This window comes from Nesterenkonia alkaliphila, assembly GCF_009758175.1.
In the GTDB taxonomy this organism is placed as follows: domain Bacteria; phylum Actinomycetota; class Actinomycetes; order Actinomycetales; family Micrococcaceae; genus Nesterenkonia; species Nesterenkonia alkaliphila.
In genome coordinates this window covers 13,836-31,999 of record NZ_WRPM01000085.1, presented here as the reverse complement: position 1 = coordinate 31,999, position 18,164 = coordinate 13,836, and the positions used below count along the sequence as shown (strand labels likewise).

The following is an 18,164-nucleotide window of genomic DNA, read 5'->3' as shown; positions in this document are numbered from 1 at the left end:
CCGGAGTGCCCCGGGCACAGCAGGTGAAATAGACTCAAGGATCATGCAGTCAGCGGGTGAGCTCAGAGTCTTCAGGCAGCGGGAGTCGCTTGGCGCGGTGGAGGATCTGGAGCTCGGGCTGAAACTGCTGGAGGGCACCCGGCAATACGCCGCAGACCCTGAGCACCCTGAGGCCACCCCGCCCACGCTGCGGATCTACCGCCCGCAGCCCACGGTGGCCTTCGGACAGCGGGACCGGAGACTCCCCGGCTTCGAGGCCGCCCAGCAGGCCGCACGGGAGCACGGGTTCGAACCGGTTGTCCGCCGCGCCGGGGGCCGCGCCGCCGCCTACAACTCCGGCTCATTGGTCATCGACCATATTGAACCTGACCCGGACCCCATCCGGGAGTCCCAGGCCAGATTCTCCGCCTTCGCCGAGCTGCTCACCGATGCACTCCTCACCGCCGGAGTACCCGCTCAGGTGGGCCCACTGCCGGGGGAGTACTGCTACGGAGAGCACTCAGTGCACGGGCTGGATCCACAGCAGCCGGACCGCAGAGTCAAGCTCATCGGCACCGCCCAACGCCAGATCGCCACCGGCTGGCTGTTCTCATCCTCGGTGCTGGTCAGCGAAGGCCCGCTGATCAGGCAGGTGCTCACCGAGGTGTACTCCGCCCTGGGGATCGAATGGGACCCACTGACTGCCGGCGCCGCCACCGATGTGGCCCCGGGGGTGACCCCCTGCGAGGTGGAGAACGCGGTCCTGGAGACCTATGCCCAATACTGGGATCTCAGCGGTGCCACTATAGAGGTATGACCCAGCTCACCTCCCGCCTGGCCCAGCACACCGCCGCGCTGACCGCTCACGGCCCGCGGCACCCGGTGAACCCGGCCTCGGTCAGCGCCGCCCAGGAGTACATCACCACCACCTTGGAGGGTTTCGGGTACGACGTCGCCCGCCACCAGTACGGCAGTGCCGCCCACCAGACCAACTACACAGTGCAGACCAACTACACAGGGCATCTGGCAGGCACAGATCAGCCGGTGTTGGATATCGGCGCCCACTGGGACAGCGTGCCGGACAGCCCGGGAGCCGATGACAACGCCTCCGGGGTCGCAGGTCTGCTGGAGATCGCCCGGCACCTGGCTCAGCACCCGCCGCATCACCCAGTCCGGCTCTGCTTCTTCGCCGAGGAGGAGGCGGCAGGGCTGCCCGGCAGCACCGCCCACCTCGCCGCCTCACTGGACCGCGGCGAGCAGATCCTCTCTGGGATATCCCTGGAGATGATCGCCTACACCGGAGAAACCCAGCAGCTGCCGCCCCAGGCAGAGCAGGCACTAAAGGCTGGCGGCTTTCAGGTGCCGCAGACCGGCGACTTCCTGGGCATTGTGGCCGATGAGACCGCTGCAGACTGGGTTCAGGCGCTGCTGGAGGCTGCGGAGGCTCAGGGGCTGCCCGCTGTGCCTCTGGTGGCCTCGGCCGAAGCCATCGGCAATGCCAGCCGTTCAGACCACGCCGCCTACTGGCGCCAGGGCATCCCGGGAATCATGATCACCGACACCGCGAACTTCCGGAATCCGCACTACCACCAGGCCACCGACACCCTGGAGACCCTGGACCTACTGTTCGCCGCTCAGGTGGTGGGTACTATCACCGAGCTGCTCAGAGCCCGTAGGTGAAGGCCTCGGTGAAGTTCAGCAGGATCGAGGCGAAGACCAGCAGGTAGATCACCACAATGGCCACCCACCACCAGTCACGGGCCACCCGCTTCAGTCCCGGCGGGGCAGGAATCACCCCGTGGACGATATTCCGTGCCGTGGTCACCACGAACAACGGGATCACCGCCGCCCACACGATCATGCAGTAGGGGCACAGCACCCCGATGCTGTACACCGCGGAGTACCACAGCCAGGTGATGAACCCCATGGCGAATACAACTCCGGCCTGCAATCCCAGGTAGTACCAGGCCGGCATCCGGCCCCCGGCTGCCAGCAGGCTCACCGCGACTGCAATCAGCAGCGGAAAGGCCACCACACCGATGAAAATATTAGGGAACCCGAACGTGGCAGCCTGCCAGGACTCCATGACCGCACCACAGGATACCCATGGGTTCACATCACAGGCAGTGACATATTCGGTGTCGTTCCACAGCTGGACCCGCTCATAGAGCAGCAGGAAGCTGGCGGCAGCCCCCACCGCTGCGGTGACCAGCAGCCACAGCACAAAACCGACTGGGCGCGCAAAAGACGGGACACGCCCGGCGGGCGAGGAGTCGGTGAGCAGATCGGCGCTGTCATCGGCCCTGGAATCCTGGGCCTCAACCATGGTGGACATAGCCCCATTCTACGCCCGCAGGCAAAGCTGTTCGTATTCGTATGCAACAATGAATGGATCGGAGGCGCAGACCACACCTGAGTCTCTGAGAAGGCTTTCACACGCGAGAACCAACCGGCAGGCACCCGTCGTGGACACAGAGAACAGTCCGCACGGCACAACTGACACATCAAGATGCCGCCGGTGAGAGAAACCCATCGCGCGTGACCGGTAGGAGGCTCATGCTGAGCAGAGCGCGCCGCCCCTCGGGACGGCAGCGCCCGGCAGTGAGGATCAGACCGGTGAACCGATACCGACAATGTCGCGGACTCGCCGAGTGTGGCGGTGCAGGCTGCGGCTGGAGAAGCTTTGACATCCACCACCAATGAACCTGAAGAGATCTTCAACCCCTTCTCGGCCCCGGAGCCCGGACACCCAGGGGCAGAGGCCACTGCGCAGACCGCCGCGGATCCGGCACCGGTAGAAGCCGACCCCCTGGACGTGATGTTCCAGGCCCCCGACCTCTCTAAACTTCCGCCTAAACAGTCCAAACCCGCCCCGCAGCAGGATGACGACGACGCCGAGCGGCAGAGCCCTGACTCCTCCTCGGGCACCGATGACGACTCAGACGAGGACCAGGGCTCGGGCCGGAAGAACCGGCGCAAGCGCCGCCGCGGCGGTCGCAGCCGCAATAAGTCAGGGGAGAATCAGGACGGCAATGACTCTGAGAAGTCTGCCGACCAGGACCAGGGCGAGCAGGGCCGCGGCGGATCGCAGCAGGATCAGAACCAGCAGGATCAGAACCGAGCCCAGGGCGGCGGAGGAGAAGGTGCCTCCTCTGAGAAGGACGATGACGGGCAGGTAATCCGTAAGAAGCGCCGCCGCCGCCGCGGCAACGCCGATATGGAGATTGAGGACGAGGACGGCCACACCGTCACTCGCATCCGCTCGGGCCGGGAGTCGGACTCCGGCACCGGCTCAGACAAAGTTTCCTCGGTGAAGGGCTCCACCCGCCTGGAGGCCAAACGTCAGCGCCGCCGCAACTCCCGGGACTCCGGGCGCCGCCGCGGCATCATCACTGAGGCCGAGTTCCTGGCCCGCCGCGAATCCGTTGATCGGAAGATGATCGTCCGTCAGCGCGGTGAGCGGATCCAGATCGGCGTGCTGGAGGACGGTGTGCTGGCTGAGCACTACGTCTCCCACACTACCCAGGACTCCCTGATCGGCAACGTCTACCTGGGCAAGGTGCAGAACGTGCTGCCCTCCATGGAGGCGGCCTTCGTAGACATCGGCCGCGGGCGCAACGCGGTGCTCTACGCCGGCGAGGTCGACTGGGAGGGCGCGAACATCGGCAATGCCCCCCGCAAGATCGAGAACGCGCTGAAATCCGGGGACTCCGTACTGGTGCAGGTCACCAAGGACCCAGTGGGCCATAAGGGCGCTCGGCTGACCAGCCAGGTCTCCCTGCCCGGCCGATACCTGGTGTTCGTCCCCGGCGGCTCCATGACCGGCATCTCCCGCAAGCTGCCCGATACCGAGCGGGCCCGGCTGAAGAAGATCCTCAAGGAACAGATGCCGGAGAACGCCGGGGTAATCGTGCGCACCGCGGCCGAGGGCGCCTCCGAGGAGGAGCTCACCAATGACATCAACCGGCTGCGCTCCCTCTGGGAGACCATCCAGTCCCAGACCCAGGACAAGAAGGTGCTGGCCCCCGAACTGCTCTACGCCGAACCCGACCTGACCATCAAGGTGGTCCGCGACGTGTTCAACGAGGACTTCTCCGCCATGGAGGTCCAGGGCGAGGAGACCTGGGACAATATTGAGGCTTACGTCACCTACGTAGCGCCCCACCTGCTGGACCGCTGCAAGCAGTGGGAGCCGCAGGAGGGCCAGGCTGAGGACATCTTTGCCCACCACCGGATTGACGAGCAGCTGAACAAAGCGCTGGACCGCAACGTCAAGCTGCCCTCCGGCGGCTCACTGGTCTTCGACCGCACCGAGGCGATGACCGTGGTGGACGTCAATACCGGCAAGTTCACCGGATCCGGCGGGAACCTCGAGGAGACGGTCACCAAGAACAACCTCGAAGCCGCCGAGGAGATCGTCCGCCAGCTGCGGCTGCGCGATATCGGCGGAATCATCGTCATCGACTTCATCGATATGGTCCTGGAGTCCAACCGGGACCTGGTGCTGCGCCGCATGGTGGAGTGCCTGGGCAGGGACCGCACCAAACACCAGGTGGCAGAGGTCACCAGCTTGGGCCTGGTCCAGATGACCCGCAAGCGCATGGGCACCGGGCTGCTGGAGGTCTTCTCCACCGAATGCGAGCACTGCTCCGGCCGCGGCATCATCACCCACCCCGAACCGGTGGAGAACCGCCCCTCCTACACCTCTGAGGGTGAGGTGAACACCGGCAGGAACGCCAAGAAACGCAAGAAGCGGGGCAGGAAGAACGACGACGAGGCCCACCAGCCCGATCCCAAAGAGCTCAAGAAACTCGAGAAGGCTTCCCAGGGCATGGCGAAGGTGCTGGCTGCCACCAACGGAAAGTCCGAGGAGAAGCAGGATGAAACCCCCGAGCAGCAGCGCACAGAGCGCGGCCAGGGCGGCCAGCGGCAGCGCCGGGAACGGCAGGCTCCGCCCTCTGAGAAGAAGGCTGATTCCCCCACATTGACCATCGGCGGGGAGACGGTAGAGGTCCCGCGCCGGCAGCGAAAAGATGCTCAGAAGCCCCAGAGCGGACCAGGCACCGGGGAGAAAGCCCCCAGCCTCGATGCTCTGGAGAGTGCCCTGGAGACCCGCAGCCGCAGGCGGCGCCGGGCAGCAGGCTCCGCCCAGGGCGCCTCTGGAGAGGTGACTGAAGTCAAGACCACCGCTCAGGGCACCGAGAAGACCTTTGCGTCGTCGTCATCTGCTGCCAAGCCCAAAGCCGAGCCGGCCGAGGAGCCGGTGATGCTGGGAGTCGGCGTCAGCGCCGATGAACTTGCCCGTAACAACCAATCCGAGTAGTATAGATCGCTGGCGCTGATCTGCGCCCAGAATCTTTTTTGCACATGTTCAACGAGAGAAGTGAGTCCCAAGTGGTGTACGCGATTGTCCGCGCAGGCGGCCGCCAGGAGAAGGTTTCGGTAGGAGACCTCGTGACCCTTGACCGCGTCGACGCCGAGGCAGGCAGCACCATCGAGCTGCCGGCGGTGATGCTGGTAGACGGGGAGAAGGTCACCACCTCCGCCGATGAGCTGTCCGGCGTGAAGGTCACCGCTGAGGTTCAGGAGAACCTCCGCGGAAAGAAGATCGTCATTCATAAGTTCAAGAACAAGACTGGCTACCACAAGCGCCAGGGCCACCGTTCTGAGCTGACCCGTGTGAAGGTCACCTCCATCGCCTGATCCGGCGGTAGACTTAGCCCTAGATAACATTCCTGAGAGGCAGGCAGACTAATGGCACATAAGAAAGGCGCGAGCTCGACCCGCAACGGTCGCGACTCGAATGCACAGCGGCTCGGCGTGAAGCGCTTCGGCGGTCAGACCGTCTCCGCCGGCGAGATCCTCATCCGCCAGCGCGGCACCAAGTTCCACCCCGGCACCAATGTGGGCCGCGGCGGCGACGACACCCTGTTCGCCCTGGCCGACGGTGCCGTGGAGTTCGGCTCCAAGCGCGGACGCAAGGTTGTGAACATCGTTCCAGCGGCAGTCTGAGACTGCGGCAACACACTAAATGGCCCCGCAGCGTTCGCGCTGGCGGGGCTTTTTAGTACCCACACACTGACACGGAGGTAGATCAATGGCCCATTTTGTGGACCGGGTGGTGCTGCACGCCGCCGGTGGCAACGGCGGCACTGGCTGCATCTCCGTGCACCGGGAGAAGTTCAAACCCCTCGGCGGGCCAGACGGCGGCAACGGCGGCGACGGCGGGCACGTGGATCTGGTGGTGGACCCCAACACCACCACACTGCTGGACTACCACCACCGCCCGCACCGCCGCGCCGAAAACGGGGGAGTGGGGCAGGGCAGCCTGCGGCACGGGCACAAGGGAGCCACCCTGGAGCTGCCGGTGCCCGACGGCACCGTGGTCAAGGACCGCGACGGCAATGTGCTGGCCGATCTGGTGGGCGCCGGAGCACGGGCACGCATCGCAGAAGGCGGACAGGGCGGGCTGGGCAACGCCGCCCTGGCCTCCCGAAAGCGCAAAGCCCCCGGCTTCGCCCTACTGGGCACCCCCGGCCAGGAGGCCGAGGTGGTGCTGGAGGTGAAGTCGGTAGCCGATATCGCGCTGGTCGGCTTCCCCTCCGCCGGAAAGTCCAGCCTGATCGCGGCACTCTCAGCAGCCCGGCCCAAGATTGCCGACTACCCCTTCACCACCCTGATCCCCAACCTCGGGGTGGTGGCCGCCGGAGAGACCCGGTTCACGGTGGCCGATGTGCCCGGACTCATCCCCGGCGCCGCCGAGGGCAAAGGCCTGGGCCATGAGTTCCTGCGCCATGTGGAGCGCTGCGCTGCCCTGGTGCATGTGCTGGACTGCGGCACCCTGGAGACTGACCGGGACCCGGTGGCCGATCTGGACGCCATCGAGGCTGAGCTGGCAGCCTACGCCGCAGACGGGCTGCCGCTGACCGAGCGCCCCCGGTTGGTCGCTCTGAACAAGACCGACCTGCCCGATGGCGCCGAGATGGCCGAGATGGTCCGCGGAACCTTGGAGGAGCGCGGCTTCCAGGTCTTCGAGATCTCCGCGATCTCCCGAAAAGGACTGCGCGAACTCAGCTTCGCCATGGCCGAGCTGGTATCCGAGGCCCGGGCCGCCCAGGAGGTGGCCGAGGCGCCGGTCCCAGTGACACTGCGGCCCAAGGCGATCAATGACAAGGGCTTCACCATCTCCCGTGAGGAGAAATCTGGCGAACCACTGTGGCGGGTGCGCGGGACCAAGCCCGAGCGCTGGATTCTGCAGACTGATTTCAACAACGACGAGGCCGTGGGCTACCTGGCCGACCGGCTGCAGGCTCTGGGCATCGAGGATGAACTCTTCAAACTCGGCGCCACCCCCGGGGACGCGGTGGTGATCGGCCGCGAGGAGGACGGGGTGGTCTTCGACTGGGAGCCCACTATGGCTGCCGGCGCCGAACATCTCGGCGCACGCGGCACCGACCTGCGCTTCGAGGACACCCAGCGGCCCACCCGCGCGGAGAAGAAACAGGACCAGGCCGAACGCCGAGCCGCCAAGCAGCAGGTCCGCCAGGAGATGGAAGAGCTCTACGCAGCCGATGATTCAGACGGCAGCGAGGTGGAAGTCGTCTACACCCAGCCGGGCCCCGAAGAGGGGCAGAGCCGGTGAACTGGGACATCACCGCTGCCAAACGCCTGGTCATCAAAGTCGGCTCCTCCAGCCTGACCACCCTGGACGGCGGGATCAGTGTGCAGGCGCTGAACCGGCTGGTGGATGCCTGCCAGCAGCTGCGTGCCCGCGGCACCGAGATCGTTCTGGTCTCCTCCGGGGCCATAGCCGCCGGGCTCGCCCCGCTGGGACTTGACCGCCGCCCTGCGGACCTCGCCGCCCAGCAGGCTGCCGCCGCCGTGGGCCAGGGCCAGCTGCTGGCCCACTACTCCCGGGCCTTCGCCCACCACGGCGCCCAGGTGGGCCAGGTGCTGCTGACCGTGGAAGACCTCATCCGCAGGGCCACCTATGTCAACGCCCTGCGCGCACTGGAGAAGCTGCTGGCCCTGGGAGTGGTGCCCATCATCAACGAGAACGACGCCGTGGCCACCGCTGAGATCCGCTTCGGCGATAACGACCGGCTCGCCGCGCTCACCGCCAATCTCATCCACGCGGACGGGCTGGTGCTGCTCTCCGATGTGGACGCCCTCTACGACGGCCCGCCGGCAGAAGGCGGCAGCCCGATCGCCAGGATCGAACGCACTGAGGACCTCAGCGGAGTCACCCTGGGCCCGCGCGGCCGGGCGGGCATCGGCACCGGCGGGATGGTCACCAAAGTGGAGGCCGCCAATATCGTCACCGCCCACGGCATCCCGGCCCGACTGACCTCAGCAGCGCAGGCCGCAGCATTGTTTGACGGCGCCGAAGTCGGCACCCTCTTCCTACCCCGCGGCAAGCGCCGCGGTGCTCGCTCGGCCTGGTTGGCCCACCTGGCGCACACCAAGGGCAGCATCACCATCGACACCGGGGCGGTGGAAGCGGTGATCGGCGCCCGCCGATCCCTGCTGGCTGCGGGCATCACTGAGGTCACTGGCAGCTTCGAAGCCGGCGACGTCGTCGATATCACCAGCGGCACCGGCACCGTGCACGCCCGGGGGCTGAGCTCCTTCTCCGCCGAGGAGGTGCGCAGGATGCGTGGAAAGAAGACCGCACAGCTGGGGGAGGAACTCGGCGAGGACTACCAGCGCCCGGTGGTCCATACTGATGACATGGCACGACTGGAGGCAACGCGATGACTATTGCAGAGATCAGCACCCGCGCCCGGCAGGCCGCAGGCCCGCTGGGCCGAGCCGACCGCCGGCATAAGGACCGCGCCCTGCAGGCCGTGGCCGATCGTCTGCGCGAATCCGCAGGTTCCCTGATCACCGCCAATGAGCAGGACCTGGTCCGGGCCCGGGAGAACGGAGTATCCACCTCGCTGCAGGACCGGCTGCGGCTGGACGCCGGGCGGATCGAGGCACTGGCGGCAGCGGTTGAGGAGATCATCGGCTTGGCCGACCCAGTGGGCCGAGTCGTACAGGGCCGCACCCTGCCCAACGGGCTGCGGCTGACCCAGGTGGCGGTGCCCCTGGGCGTGATCGGGGTCATCTATGAGGCCCGGCCCAATGTCACCGTGGATATCGCCGCCCTGGCTCTGAAGTCCGGCAACGCCGCAGTGCTGCGCGGCGGATCTGCGGCGCAGTCCACCAATGAACTGCTGATCAGCGTGATCCGCAACGCCCTGCGGGACTCGGGGCTTCCGGTGGACGCCGTGCAGACCATCGACCCCTACGGCCGTGAGGGCGCCACCGAGCTGATGACCACTCGCGGCAGCGTCGATGTGCTCATCCCACGCGGCGGGCGGGAGCTGATCCAGCATGTGGTCAACAGCGCCCGGGTCCCCGTGATCGAGACCGGTGAGGGCAATGTGCACATCTACGTGGACGCCACAGCCGACCCGCAGCTGGCCCGCCGAATAGTGCACAATGCCAAGACCTCCCGGCCCAGCGTGTGCAACGCAGCCGAGACGGTCCTCTTCCACGCCGAGGCCGGGCGGGCCGCCAAGGAGGTGTTGGCAGAACTGTCCAAGGGCGGCGTCGTGCTTCATGTTGATCCGCGCGCCCAGCAGTGGCTGCCGGCAGAGACCGGCCGCGTTGATGAGGTCACCGAGGTGCACTACGGCACCGAGTTCCACGATCTGGAGATCGCAGTGGGCGTGGTGGACTCCATCGATGAGGCCATTGCCCACATCAGCCGGCACAGCACCGGGCACACTGAGGCCATCGTCACTGATTCGGTGGCCAGCGCGGAGAAGTTCATCGCAGAGGTTGATGCCGCAGCGGTCATCGTCAACGCATCCACCCGGTTCACCGACGGCGGGCAGTTTGGTCTCGGGGCCGAGGTGGGGATCTCCACCCAGAAGATGCATGCCCGCGGACCGATGGGCATGGCGGAGCTGACCACCACCAAGTGGATCGTCCGTGGTGAGGGCCAGATCCGCTGAGGGCGCCTTCGCACCTGAAGTCACGTTTACTAGTAGACTTGCCGGGAGAAACTGTCACTTCGTCCTGAGGGAGAGGTATGAACCTGCCTGTTCTGGCACTGCTCGCCGCGGGTCCCACCCCCACGGAGCTGCCGTTCCCAGCCTGGGTCTACGGCGCCGTTATGTTCGCATTGCTGATGCTGAGCCTGCTGATCACCCTGGGGTTCGCTTCCAAGGGCAAGGAACTCCCTGCCGACCCGCAGAGCCACCACTGACTTGACTCCTCCCTTCAGCACCCTCGCCTCAGCCGGGGCGGACGGCCGCAGGCGCCGCATCGGCATTATGGGCGGGACCTTTGACCCCATTCACCACGGACACTTGGTGGCCGCCTCTGAGGTGGCTGCGGAGTTCAGCCTGGATGAAGTGGTCTTTGTGCCCACGGGTCAGCCCTGGCAGAAGGAAGGGCGGGAGGTCAGCCCCGCTGAGCACCGGTACCTGCTCACGGTGATCGCCACCGCCTCCAACCCGCGGTTCTCGGTCTCCCGGGTGGATATCGACCGTGGCGGGATCACCTACACCATCGACACACTGCGGGACTTCCGCGCGATGTACCCGCAGGCGGATCTGTTCTTCATCACCGGGGCAGATGCCATGGCTCAGATCATGTCCTGGAAGAACGTGGAGGAACTCTGGGAGCTGGCTCACTTCGTGTCAGTCACCCGGCCGGGATACCGCAGTGAGGACTTCGGCCTGACGGAGAACATCAGTCTGATGGAGATCCCCGCGATGGCCATCAGCTCCACGGATCTGCGTGCCCGGGGCAAGGCGGGCAAACCGGTCTGGTACCTGGTGCCCGACGGAGTGGTCCAGTACATCACCAAACACCAGCTCTATCAGGCCGATTCGCATACCATGGAGCAGAACCACCAGGAGGCTTCCTCATGAGCGCAGACACCACTGAGCAGAACAGGGGTGGCGGAGATGATCTCCGTGCCCGGTATCTGCCTGTCTCGCGCAAAGAGCTGCGCCGCCGCCGCGAGGCTGAACTGGTGGGCCAGCGTGAGCCTGAGGCTGAGGCCGGGGCCGTCCAGGCGGGGCAGGACTCTGCTGATACCACCCCGGAGCAGGAAGCATCCGCTGACCACGCTGCTGAGATAGCCGGCCGCGCCCTGGCAGACACCGAGGCCGCTGAGGGTGATGTTCGTCCTGAGCAGCCTGAGCAGCCTGAGCAGCCTGAGCCGGACGAGCTGGAGGAGCTGGGCGAGCCGGAGGCAGAGCCTGCGGGTGAGACCGAGGCGGATCCCGGGGAACCAGCCGAGGACGACGCCACAGCAGAGGACGACGCCGAGGTTGAGGACTCGGAGCCCGCAGATGAGTCCCAGTCCAGCGAGTCTGCCGAGGAGCCTGAGCCTCAGGATGTGGCTGTGGCGGAGGATCGCCCGGAGATCCCGGCCGAGGCTCCGGCAGTGAGACTGCCCGAGCCGCCCCGCCCGGCGGAGGAGCCTGCCCGTCCTGAGGAGGAGATCGCTGATGCCGAGGCGGAGGACCCGGATGATCTGCCGGGATCGCGCCGGGCGCGCAGGCTGCTGCGGGAGACCCAGTCCATCCCGCCGCTGAGCCCCGAGCTGCTGGCTGAGCTGGACGCCACCAACGCCGAAGTCGCCAAGAACGACGACCCCAACCGGGTGGACCCCGATCTGCTGAAGAAGCAGCAGGCACTGGCTGCCAAGGCGATGCAGGCCAATCAGGAGCGGATGCGCCGGGAGCATGCGGAGAAGGAGAAAGAGCGCCGCCGCAAGCTGCGTGAGCGCCCCGAGTCCCAGGTGCTCACCGAGCGGATGGTACGTGACTCGCTGGACCAGGACCCTGAAGAGATGCAGTATGCCACCGGACAGATCGAGCCGGTGCACGCCCAAGGGGCCCATGGCCTGGACCTGAACAAAATGATCGATGCCACCGCCCGGCAGGCGGACCGCCAGAATGTGCTGGTGTGGCTCGTGGTGATCCTGGCGCTGTTGCTGGTGGCCGCCATTGCTGCTGTTGTCTACTTTATGGTGCTCTGATTTTGATGACCGTACCTGAACCTGTGATTGCTGAGCTGCGGACCGCAGCAGCTGCTGCCGCCGATAAGCTGGCCACCAATATTGTGAGTTACGACGTGGGGGAACGGCTGGGCATCACCGATGCCTTTCTGGTCTGCTCCGCGCCCTCCGAACGGCAGATCGGGGCGATCTGCGAGGAGATCGAGCACCAGCTCAAGGAGCAGCACAACTCAGCTCCCGCCCGCCGCGAAGGCAAGGACTCAGGCACCTGGGTGCTGCTGGACTACGGGCATATGGTGATCCATGTCCAGCATGAGCAGGAGCGCGCCGTCTACGGTCTGGACCGTCTCTACGCGGATGTCCCCAAGATCGATATGGATTTGCCGGAGGGCCCCTCAACGGTGTAAAGTATAGGGGTTGCCAACGCGGGATTCCGGGTTCGGCAGCGCAACACAATATGGGGCATTGGCGCAGCTGGTAGCGCACTTGCATGGCATGCAAGGGGTCATCGGTTCGAGTCCGATATGCTCCACGTAACTTGAGAAGTTCGAAACATGCCCCGCCTGTGTGCGGGGCATGTTTGCGTCTGGCCCCGGGTCAGTCGTGGTCCCACTGCTGGTGGCGTGTGTGAGGACTGTGGCTGCTGGTTCTGCTGGCACTGTGGTGGTGGTTTCGTCTTCGTTGATGATGATCTTGGTGAACAGTGCTCGGTTGAGCATCCGGCGTTCTGCTGGTTCTGCTTTGTTGTAGAGGTCGGCTAGGTCGGTGAGTAGTTCAGTGATCTGGTCTAGGCCTTTCCTGGCGTCGCTGTAGGTCGTAGATAGCGCATCGAGTCGGTTGTTGATCGCTTCGAGGTTGGTGCGTATCCGCTCTTGCTCTGTTTTGAGCAGGTCCAGGGGGATCGCATCGGCGTAGTGGGCCTGGATGAGTTTCAGCCGCTCTGCTTCTAGCTTGTCTCGTTGGCTGGTGAGTAGGTGGCGTTCGTCTTGGCTGGAGGCTTCGAGCTGGTCGAAGACCTCGTGCAGTACGTCTTTGACCCGTCGGGCCTGTTCCGGGGTGAGGCTGTGGCGGGTGTAGTCGCGCTCGATCTGCTGCTCGACTCGTTGGGTGAGGATCGCAGACCGGGTGCACCGGGTGGTTTTGCGGCGTCGTCCGGCGCAGGTGAAGTATTCGTATTGGTCGCCGTTGCGTCCGGTGGGACGTTCAAGCATCAGCTTGGCCCCGCAGGAGCAGTAGACCGTTCCTTTCAGGTAGTGGTCGTGTTTCTGTGCTCTGTCACCGACTTGGTTCTTCGCGTTCAGAGTGGCCTGGACCCGGTTCCAGGTCTGCTCATCGACCAGCGCAGTGTGACTGCCCTGGTAGGTGATGCCTTGGAAGGTGACGATGCCCTTGTAGTAGGGGTTGGTGAGCACACTGTGTAGCCCCGTGGTGTTCAGCGGCTTCGCTGGGTATTGCGGGGTGGGCCGAGTGCTCAGCCCGCGAGCTTGGAGTTCTTTGGCCAGGGAGGAAAGGGACCAGTCCCCGCTGGCGTAGGCGGTGAAGGCGAACCGGATCAGTTCAGCACGGTCAGGGTCAGTCTGGATTTCGCGGACTTCTCGGCCTTTGGCATCGACGGTGCGCACATTCAGGTAGCCGATGGGGGCTTTGGTGGGGGTGCCTCCCATGCTGGCTTTCTGGATCATGCCTTTGGTGACCTCTTGGGCCAGGTTCAGGGAGTAGAACTCGGCCATCGAGGCCAGGATGCCGTGCATGAGCATCCCCGAGGGGGACTCGTCAATGTTCTCGGTAACCGAGACCAGAGTGATGTTGGAGCCTCGTAGGGTGGCGTGAATGATCGCGTCATCGAGCCTGTTGCGGGCCAGCCGATCGACTTTGTTGATGATGCAGTACCGCACCGGGTGGGTAGCGATGTAGTCGAGCATGTTCTGCAGCGCCTTACGGCGAGCAGTCTTGGCTGACTCACCGGGTTCGATGAACTCAGCGACGATGGATGCCCCGAGTTGATCGGCTTTGCGTTGAGCAGCCTCGCGCTGGGCGGGGATGGAGAGACCTTCTTCCAGACCATTGCGGGTGGCCTGGTCTTTGGTGGAGACCCGAAGGTAGGCGATTGCTGGTGCCGTACCGTCGGGGAACTCGGAACCGGTTCGGTTCCGGTTCTTCGTGGGTGTGGTGGTGGCCAGTGCGCGCAGCTGGACCAGGTCGATACCATCGGGCAGGTTCAGAGGTGACATGAGGTGACCGCCTTTGGGGGCTCCCTAGCACGGGGCTAGGGGTCAGGGCGCCGGATGGCGGTCACGTCAGAAAGATAGAGAGCAGAACACCCCATCAGAGCGGGGCTTAGGGTTTGGTGCCACCAACGCCGGGGTGTGCACGGGTGTTGGTGCGCTTGATTCTACCTGGAGCTGGTGAGCAGTTCACGTAGCCGCTGACCGGCTTGGCCGGCTGGTTCTTCATGGCTGGTGCGCAGGGCCAGCCGGATCAGTACCTCGGCGATCTTCTCCGCGTCGGGCTGGTCGCGGTGTTCATAGCGCAGGTCGAAGGCCCGGTCAGCCTCGGCCCGTGCGGTCTTACGCGTGTAGGAGCGTGGCATGAGAATCACGCCTCAGCCCTGCTCGTCGAGGCGGCGGAAGAACTCGTCTTCGGCTCGTTGGCGCTGTCTGACCTCGGCACGTACGAAGTCTACGAACTCGTTTTCGCGGTCTTCGATGGTGAGGTCTTCTACCGGTGGGGCGGGGTCTTCTCCGGGCCAGGAGGTCTGCCGGGTGGGCCGGTCCCTATCTAGCCGGGTGCCCGAGGCTGCGACCCACTCGCGCAGCCGGGCTCTGGCGTCTGCGAAGTCCCGGTGCCACCCAATCGGCGCTGAGGCGTTCTGTTCGGGGTCATAAGCTCCCAGCCAGTGCAGGTGCAGGGCGGAGAGCTCCCACACCAGTTCCGGGTGGTGGTGCCAGAACGGCGGGATCACACTGGCCGGTAATCCGTAGGTCCGCCGTAGCCAGTGGACCCATTTGTTCAGTTCCAGCCATTCGGCCTCCAGGTCATCGGCGGAGAGCAGATTCCAGTTGATCGGGTGCGGTGGCTGCGGAACATCGGCAGCCATATCCGGCTCATAGGCAGGGTCCAGGTCCGGGTCCTCGTAGTCTTCGGGTTCCGGTGCCGGTCCGTGTGGTGTCTGTTCACTCATGATGGTCACTTCCCGCTGGACTTAGAGGCTGATGCTGGGCGAGTCGGCCTGCTGGGGCTGCCGCTGGGGTGGCTCGAACCCTGCGGCGTCGCGTTCAACACTGCGGCGGGGTGAGCGGTCTACCTCGTAGCGGGTCCGGGCGGTGTCATGGCCGATTTTCTTGGCCACGAACTCTTCGCCGTTGATCTGTTCCCCGTTGCGCTCATAGCTGTAGTCGTGGCTGTAACCCTCGGCCACGAAGTTGTCACCCTTAGAGAAGCGCTCATAGGCCCGTTCGGCGGTGGCCCGATAGAGGACGAGGTTGCCGAAATCGGGTTCAACCTTCATAAACGCCCCATCCTCCTGGCGGAGAAACTTCTCCTGGCCGAAGCGGGCGTAGAACCGGGCTTCGCCTTTCTCGGTGTAGGTCAGTTTCGGGTCGGTGGCGATGAACCCGGAGAGAGATTCCTGCGTGCGGATAGCCATGAGCCTGCTCCTTTATCTGTCACGGCCACCGCTGTTGTGTAGGTGGCCTCTGCCAGACAGGTGCACCCCCACACCCGAGACACAGCCCTCGACGGATTAGGTGCCCGAGTGGCGTTGAAGCATGGCTTCGATCTGCTCCCGGTCGGCCTTCAACTCAGCGGCCTCGGGTCGTTCGGTCCAGCGGCGCAGGTCAGTGATGATCGGCGGTGCAGTCCGCAGCAGCGTGACCCCCGTGCCGAAGGGCAGAGTCCTAATCCGATCTGGTGGCAGCACCGAGACCCGACGAACAGATCGCTGGTTCGAGCGTGTGCCGTGATCCCCGACGGTGGTCGAATCGGTGTACTCGTCACGTTCCCCAATGAGGGTGGAGAGGTCTTGGAGGTCCCGGGAGTTCGAGGCCCCACCGAGAATGATCTTGACGATCGCGGCATCCCAGATCGCCCCGGCCTGGTTCTCAGACCATTTCTCCCGCGCCTGCGCCAACGACTGAAGCACCGGCAGGGTCGTGATCCCGGTGCCCCCACCTTCGGCCATCAACGTCGGCAGCGACGGTAGGGGTGCGAGGTTGCCGATCTCATCCAGCGCCAACAACATCGGCGGGTCGAGCCGCGCGCCGGGTGACCGGGCGGCCATACGCCGGGCGGTCTCAACCAGGTCTTCGACGAACGCGGCGACCAGAGAGGCTGAGGCCCCGGCGCCTGCGCCGGTGGCCAGCAGGAACAGGCTGCCTCGGTCCTGGATGAACTGCTCTGGGTCGAAGTCCTCCCCAGCCCTGGGTGAGACCGCATCCAACACCCGAGGATCAGCCAGAGCCGACAAAGCGAGGGAGACGCCCTGCCAGATGGAATCCCGGGTCTTCGGGTCAGCTTCCAGTATCGAGGCCAGTGAGTCATCCCATCCGGTCGCCGCCCGCGGGGTGCTGGCCAGAATGGTCACCGCCTCGGCGGCAGCTGAGGGGTCCAGAGTCCAGCGGAACAACTCAGCCGGTGACCGATGATCCAACGCAGCCGCATGGAGCAGCGATTGGAGGGCGGTGCGGGTTTTGCCTTCCCAGAACCCGCCGGACTCGACCCCGCCGGCAGACATGCCAGTCGCTGAAGCCAGGCCGGTAGCTCGGATCATCGCCGTCAGCGGGTCCTCACACCCCCGGATGGGCGACCAGCGCATCCCTGCGGGGATTCCTTCGGCTAAGTGTTGGGGGTCGAAGACGGCCACCGGGCCGATCTTCTCCCTCGCCCGCAACGTAGCGGTGAGGTTATCCGGCCGTGTAGATGTCGTCACTACTGCCCCGGGTGCATCCAGGATCGCGTTGATGACCACATGCAGGCCCTTACCGGATCGGGGTGGGCCGATCAGCAGGATCGAGTCCTCCACCGAGGCCCACACCTGCTTGCCCGCAGAGGTCCCCAGCAGGTAGCCCACATCCTCGGCCCGCGGCTTCACCAGAGAAGGCCGCAGCGTCTCAGCCCGGCGTAACAGGGCTTTGGAGGTGGCGACTTTGGCGATGTCGGCACTGGTGGCGGTGCCTGCCAGTCGATGCGGATCGGCTTGTTTCTGTTGGCCCCAGCGGCGCACCCGCACCCACACCAAGGCACAGGCCCCGGCCAGCCCGGCGAGCATCACCCCACTGGTCATCCAGTAGGCCACCGGATGCAACCCCTCCGCTGCTAGCGCGGTGGCAGGCTCACCAGGGCTGAACAGAACCCCGAGCCCGGCAGCCGGACCAGCCTCCGGCAGTGATGCGCCGGTGACCCAAGCGGCGACAGTGCCAGCGGCACGCAGGATCACCGCAACGCCCGCGATGACCATGAGCAGGATGATCAGGGCGTTGGTGACCTCATCACCCATCCCCCCGGCTTGCCGAGACCCCGGAGTGATACCCCGGGTCATGGCAGCCGCCTCACCAGCGTGGTCCCCGAGGACCGACCAAAGACCAGCACCTCAGCACCGGCACGCAGAGTGGCCTTCTGCCGCCGGGGCAGACGGGCCTCGACCTCCCCGTCCTCATTGGCGGTGGTGTCGGTGATCACCGCAGCGATCGCCACGTCCTCACCGGGCAGGAACCCTTCACCCGAGACCGTGACCGCAGCCTGCTTCCCGCTTGGCTTAGACCGTGCCGACTCTGACGGTTCCTGCTCGGGGGCCGACTCGGCCTGGGTGCGGGGGCGGGCGCGGATAATGTCAGTAAAAGTGGACCCGTCGGTTTCGTGGACCTCGATCCGCACCGTCCGAGTCCGGTCCTCAGTGACCGCATCCAGCACCTCACCGAACCGGGCACGAGACCATGCCCCGTCTTCGGGTGCGGGGAAGTCCTCGCCATCCACGGTGACCGCCAGAGTCCCAGTCGGGTCAGTGACAGTGATGACCACATGAGGCAGCACCGCCGGAACATCAAGCTCCTGTTCTGAGGGCTTAGTCTTCTTCGCTCGGCGGGAGGGGTGTCTGGTGTTGTCGTGGCTCATGCCCACCAGGTGCACCGTGCGATCCAAGTGCCGCCGCGTCAGATGTCACCCG

19 protein-coding genes, 1 tRNA gene and 1 pseudogene are annotated in these 18,164 nt (G+C 65.5%); 14 read left to right on the top strand and 7 right to left on the bottom strand.

What is annotated here, in order from left to right:
• Window positions 1-43: 43 nt before the first annotated feature.
• Together GNZ21_RS11840 and GNZ21_RS11835 are read left to right on the top strand one after the other, a co-directional pair.
• A complete protein-coding gene (locus GNZ21_RS11840) occupies window positions 44-796 on the top strand; it encodes a lipoate--protein ligase family protein (RefSeq protein WP_157324597.1) in 753 nt (250 codons plus the stop codon).
• Window positions 793-1,659 (top strand): M20/M25/M40 family metallo-hydrolase, encoded by an 867-nt coding sequence (locus GNZ21_RS11835; protein ID WP_157324595.1) that lies wholly within the window; start codon window positions 793-795, stop codon window positions 1,657-1,659. Before GNZ21_RS11840 ends, GNZ21_RS11835 begins: the two co-directional genes overlap by 4 nt.
• Here the strand turns inward: GNZ21_RS11835 and GNZ21_RS11830 are convergent.
• Window positions 1,643-2,314 (bottom strand): vitamin K epoxide reductase family protein, encoded by a 672-nt coding sequence (locus tag GNZ21_RS11830; RefSeq protein ID WP_229659564.1) that lies wholly within the window; start codon window positions 2,312-2,314, stop codon window positions 1,643-1,645. The two genes, GNZ21_RS11835 and GNZ21_RS11830, sit on opposite strands and share 17 nt — an antisense overlap.
• A gap of 348 nt (window positions 2,315-2,662) precedes the next feature.
• Here GNZ21_RS11830 and GNZ21_RS11825 point away from each other — a divergent pair, with 348 nt between their 5' ends.
• The 12 genes from GNZ21_RS11825 (at window position 2,663) to GNZ21_RS11770 (ending at window position 13,425) form a co-directional block, all read left to right on the top strand.
• Window positions 2,663-5,302, top strand: a complete 2,640-nt coding sequence (locus GNZ21_RS11825) for an Rne/Rng family ribonuclease (RefSeq protein ID WP_232532830.1) — start codon at window positions 2,663-2,665, stop codon at window positions 5,300-5,302.
• Between the two features lie 71 nt (window positions 5,303-5,373).
• Entirely contained in the window at window positions 5,374-5,682 is a 309-nt protein-coding gene (gene rplU, locus GNZ21_RS11820; RefSeq protein WP_188503757.1) for a 50S ribosomal protein L21, read from the top strand.
• A gap of 51 nt (window positions 5,683-5,733) precedes the next feature.
• Window positions 5,734-5,991 carry a 50S ribosomal protein L27 gene (rpmA, locus tag GNZ21_RS11815; protein ID WP_157324591.1) on the top strand — a complete coding sequence of 86 codons (258 nt, stop codon included), beginning with the start codon at window positions 5,734-5,736 and terminating at the stop codon, window positions 5,989-5,991.
• Between the two features lie 85 nt (window positions 5,992-6,076).
• Entirely contained in the window at window positions 6,077-7,621 is a 1,545-nt protein-coding gene (gene obgE / locus GNZ21_RS11810) for a GTPase ObgE (protein ID WP_157324589.1), read from the top strand.
• Window positions 7,618-8,736 carry a glutamate 5-kinase gene (proB, locus tag GNZ21_RS11805; RefSeq protein WP_188503755.1) on the top strand — a complete coding sequence of 373 codons (1,119 nt, stop codon included), beginning with the start codon at window positions 7,618-7,620 and terminating at the stop codon, window positions 8,734-8,736. Before obgE ends, proB begins: the two co-directional genes overlap by 4 nt.
• Window positions 8,733-9,983, top strand: a complete 1,251-nt coding sequence (locus tag GNZ21_RS11800; protein WP_157324587.1) for a glutamate-5-semialdehyde dehydrogenase — start codon at window positions 8,733-8,735, stop codon at window positions 9,981-9,983. Before proB ends, GNZ21_RS11800 begins: the two co-directional genes overlap by 4 nt.
• A gap of 77 nt (window positions 9,984-10,060) precedes the next feature.
• Window positions 10,061-10,237, top strand: coding sequence for a hypothetical protein (locus GNZ21_RS11795; RefSeq protein ID WP_157324585.1), 177 nt, complete (start codon window positions 10,061-10,063; stop codon window positions 10,235-10,237).
• A gap of 1 nt (window position 10,238) precedes the next feature.
• Window positions 10,239-10,907, top strand: a complete 669-nt coding sequence (nadD, locus tag GNZ21_RS11790) for a nicotinate-nucleotide adenylyltransferase (RefSeq protein WP_268234863.1) — start codon at window positions 10,239-10,241, stop codon at window positions 10,905-10,907.
• A complete protein-coding gene (locus GNZ21_RS11785; protein ID WP_157324583.1) occupies window positions 10,904-12,025 on the top strand; it encodes a hypothetical protein in 1,122 nt (373 codons plus the stop codon). The genes nadD and GNZ21_RS11785 overlap by 4 nt, the downstream gene beginning before the upstream one ends.
• A gap of 5 nt (window positions 12,026-12,030) precedes the next feature.
• Window positions 12,031-12,411 carry a ribosome silencing factor gene (gene rsfS / locus GNZ21_RS11780; protein ID WP_157324581.1) on the top strand — a complete coding sequence of 127 codons (381 nt, stop codon included), beginning with the start codon at window positions 12,031-12,033 and terminating at the stop codon, window positions 12,409-12,411.
• 52 nt (window positions 12,412-12,463) lie between these two features.
• Window positions 12,464-12,536 (top strand) — tRNA-Ala (locus GNZ21_RS11775).
• 442 nt (window positions 12,537-12,978) lie between these two features.
• Window positions 12,979-13,425, top strand: coding sequence for a hypothetical protein (locus GNZ21_RS11770; RefSeq protein ID WP_157324579.1), 447 nt, complete (start codon window positions 12,979-12,981; stop codon window positions 13,423-13,425).
• Here the strand turns inward: GNZ21_RS11770 and GNZ21_RS16345 are convergent.
• The 6 genes and pseudogenes from GNZ21_RS16345 to GNZ21_RS11740 all read right to left on the bottom strand — a co-directional run.
• A pseudogene (locus GNZ21_RS16345) lies at window positions 13,360-14,235 on the bottom strand (recombinase family protein); the annotation flags it as partial. The gene GNZ21_RS11770 and the pseudogene GNZ21_RS16345 overlap by 66 nt on opposite strands.
• 161 nt (window positions 14,236-14,396) lie before the next feature.
• Window positions 14,397-14,594, bottom strand: coding sequence for a hypothetical protein (locus GNZ21_RS11760; RefSeq protein WP_157324577.1), 198 nt, complete (start codon window positions 14,592-14,594; stop codon window positions 14,397-14,399).
• 12 nt (window positions 14,595-14,606) lie between these two features.
• Window positions 14,607-15,185, bottom strand: a complete 579-nt coding sequence (locus tag GNZ21_RS11755; protein ID WP_157324574.1) for a hypothetical protein — start codon at window positions 15,183-15,185, stop codon at window positions 14,607-14,609.
• Between the two features lie 21 nt (window positions 15,186-15,206).
• Window positions 15,207-15,650 (bottom strand): single-stranded DNA-binding protein, encoded by a 444-nt coding sequence (locus tag GNZ21_RS11750; protein WP_157324572.1) that lies wholly within the window; start codon window positions 15,648-15,650, stop codon window positions 15,207-15,209.
• A 96-nt stretch (window positions 15,651-15,746) separates the two neighbouring features.
• Window positions 15,747-17,540, bottom strand: a complete 1,794-nt coding sequence (locus GNZ21_RS11745) for a TraM recognition domain-containing protein (RefSeq protein WP_229659565.1) — start codon at window positions 17,538-17,540, stop codon at window positions 15,747-15,749.
• A complete protein-coding gene (locus GNZ21_RS11740) occupies window positions 17,537-18,112 on the bottom strand; it encodes a hypothetical protein (protein ID WP_229659566.1) in 576 nt (191 codons plus the stop codon). The genes GNZ21_RS11745 and GNZ21_RS11740 overlap by 4 nt, the downstream gene beginning before the upstream one ends.
• Between the last annotated feature and the right edge of the window lie 52 nt (window positions 18,113-18,164).